This is a genomic window from Lacinutrix sp. MEBiC02595 (assembly GCF_053601555.1).
The window spans coordinates 1-2,563 of the sequence record NZ_JBSHNU010000159.1 but is presented as its reverse complement, the minus strand read 5'-3'; the positions used below and the strand labels follow the sequence as shown (position 1 = coordinate 2,563).

Annotated in this window: 3 protein-coding genes; all 3 read left to right on the top strand. The window is 28.8% G+C overall.

Features of this window, described 5'->3' with window-relative positions; all coding sequences use genetic code 11:
* Positions 1-149: 149 nt before the first annotated feature.
* The 3 genes from ACVCZW_RS03625 (at position 150) to ACVCZW_RS03615 (ending at position 2,311) form a co-directional block, all read left to right on the top strand.
* On the top strand, positions 150-656 hold the full coding sequence (locus tag ACVCZW_RS03625) for a hypothetical protein (RefSeq protein ID WP_452231663.1): 507 nt from the start codon (positions 150-152) through the stop codon (positions 654-656).
* 147 nt (positions 657-803) lie between these two features.
* Complete coding sequence (locus ACVCZW_RS03620; protein WP_452231662.1) at positions 804-1,571, top strand: hypothetical protein; 768 nt, start codon at positions 804-806, stop codon at positions 1,569-1,571.
* 155 nt (positions 1,572-1,726) lie between these two features.
* Positions 1,727-2,311, top strand: a complete 585-nt coding sequence (locus ACVCZW_RS03615) for a hypothetical protein (protein WP_452231661.1) — start codon at positions 1,727-1,729, stop codon at positions 2,309-2,311.
* Positions 2,312-2,563 lie beyond the last annotated feature (252 nt).

Sequence of the window (2,563 nt, the reverse complement as noted above, 5' to 3'; positions counted from 1 at the left end):
TAATAAAACCAGTGCATAACACCGTATATATTTTATTGCTAGTTCTAGCTTGTTTACGAAAATCCTCGCGGATTTTCTATTCCGTTTTTATTTACTAACTTAGTTGCTTAATCACGCAACAAAGCATATACAAACACGTTGTACACCATATGAGAAAAGCATTCGTAATCATATTTACATTAATCGGATTTTCAACATTTGGACAAGAAAATAATCTTGACCGAATTAATAACGAAGTGAAATCTATAGAGTCGGATTCTACTCTTGAGGAAACTGAATTTGATTGGATGGAACTGACTGGAATTACTACAGATGGTGGCGGAATTTTAAAAGTTTGGCGGAATGAAAAACGAATTTGTAAAATAGTTGAGGAAATCGGACTTTCTTATGGTCGAATAAAGACAATTATTTATCTGAATAACGGAATCCCTATTAAGATAATAGAAACGGAGGAAAACTTTGGTTTTGAAAATGGAGAAATCAATTACAAAGAACTGAACGAAGTTTATCGAGAAACACTTAATATTTTTGATTGGGAAAATGACGAGGCGGAAATTAAACGAATTGGAAAACGAAATTTGAGCGAAGCAAGTTGTTCAATGTACGAATTAGCTGAATCAGTTATAGGAAGAGCTGAAAAAGCAATAAAAGAATAAAATACGGTGTACAACATCGTGTATAAAAAATTGCTACATTAGTGCTTAAATAAAGTTGGTTGCACTTTTGTTACGTCTGATTTTCCTTTGGAAAATCCTCGCCTACAAAAACGCAACTTTCCATACACAAACACGTTAGCATTAATTATGGGAAAATGCCGTCTCTGTTTAAAAGATAAGAAATTAATTAAAGCTCACATCATTCCTGATTTCTTATATTCAGGAATGAAAGCCGAAGATGATAAAAACATTTTTTATGAGGTTACTTATAATTTTGCTAAAAAAGAAAGTAGGTCAAAAAAAATTCAGACAGGAGATTTTGATAAAAATATACTCTGTGAAGATTGTGACAATAGAATTATTGGAGCTAATTATGAAAAGTATGCAATGAAATCAATGTATGGAAAAAACATTGACCCTAAAATTGCACCGATTTGTAAAAATTACAAAATCCCTAATAATGATACAGAATATTCTATTTGTAAAAATATAGATTATGGTAAAATGAAACTTTTTTTACTTTCTATCTTATGGAGAGCTTCAATTACTGATAGAAAATCTTTTAAAAATGTACAATTAGGAGATAAACACGAAGAAAGGTTAAGAAAAATAATTTATGAAAATATTATTCCAAAAGAATCCGAATATCCTATAATGATGACATCATTTATGCGAACAAAAAATAGTTTTAAAAATTTAATTGGACAACCTAAAAGAGTAAAATACAAAAATGGCCTTAATGGCTATATTTTTTTAATAGATAGTATTCAATTCATCTTTTACGTAAATTCGATTGACCATAAATTACCTAAATACTTAACTCAAACAATGTTAAAAGAAAATGGAGAAATGACAATACTTCATTTACCAAATGGAAAAGAATTAGAGTTTTTAAAGGCAATGATAAATAACTAATGCTAACACCGTATATAATTTATTGCTGGTTCTAGCCTGTTTACGAAAACCCTCGCGGATTTTCTATTCGGTTTTTATTTGCTAAATTACGTTCTTAACCACGCAACAAACCATATACAAACACGTTGGCATTAATTGAGAAAAAAACTCAAATTATGAATAAATATTGGCAGATTCCTGATTCTAATGATATTGTCATTATTAGAAATGAAAACATATACTTTGGAACGTCTGAACTTGAATTTAATGAATCAATTGAAGTACCAAAGCATTTCGATATTATTTCACTTGGAGAAGTCAATAAAATCGAGAATATAGAAAACACGAATTATATAAAAATATTTTTTAGTAAATACTCTACAACAAAATTATATTTGGATAATGAAAATATAAAATCCGAAATTGTAAAATATATAAATCAAAACTTAACTGAATTTAAATACAAAAAGGAGTTACCAACGAATATTGAATACGCTAAAGGTCATTATATCATAATTGTCCTTCTTTTATTCTTCTTTTTTTGCTCATTGTACTTTGCAATCGGAATTTCGAATGGCGAAAATTTTGAATTAAGGAATATGAGAGTTGGAATCTTACATTTTTGCCTATATATCGCACAAATTGGAATTATAAATTTAATTATCGTTTTTACTGTACTTATAAGTTTTGTACTTTATTTATTATGGAGAAAAATACGTATGAAAGGAATAATAGAAACATTAATGAAAAAAAACAACTAACGCCAACACCGTATATAATTAATGGCTAGTTTTAGCTTGCTTACGAAAATCTTTGCAGATTTTCTATTCCGTTTTTATTTGCTAAATTAGGTGCTGAAACACGCCACTAATCATATACAAACACGTTATGTTTAATAATCCCAGACTTCTGGAACTTCCCTTGTTCATTGCAATTAGCCCATTGTAAATTACAGAGTTTGCAATAAACTTGAATTGGAATACTGGATTTTGAGGAATAATTGTACCAACCCA

What these genes read in the sequence shown, in the direction of transcription:
- ACVCZW_RS03625 (WP_452231663.1), top strand. Translation starts at nt 150, where the DNA reads ATGAGAAAAGCATTCGTAATCATATTTACATTAATCGGATTTTCAACA.
- ACVCZW_RS03620 (WP_452231662.1), top strand. Translation starts at nt 804, where the DNA reads ATGGGAAAATGCCGTCTCTGTTTAAAAGATAAGAAATTAATTAAAGCT.
- ACVCZW_RS03615 (WP_452231661.1), top strand. Translation starts at nt 1,727, where the DNA reads ATGAATAAATATTGGCAGATTCCTGATTCTAATGATATTGTCATTATT.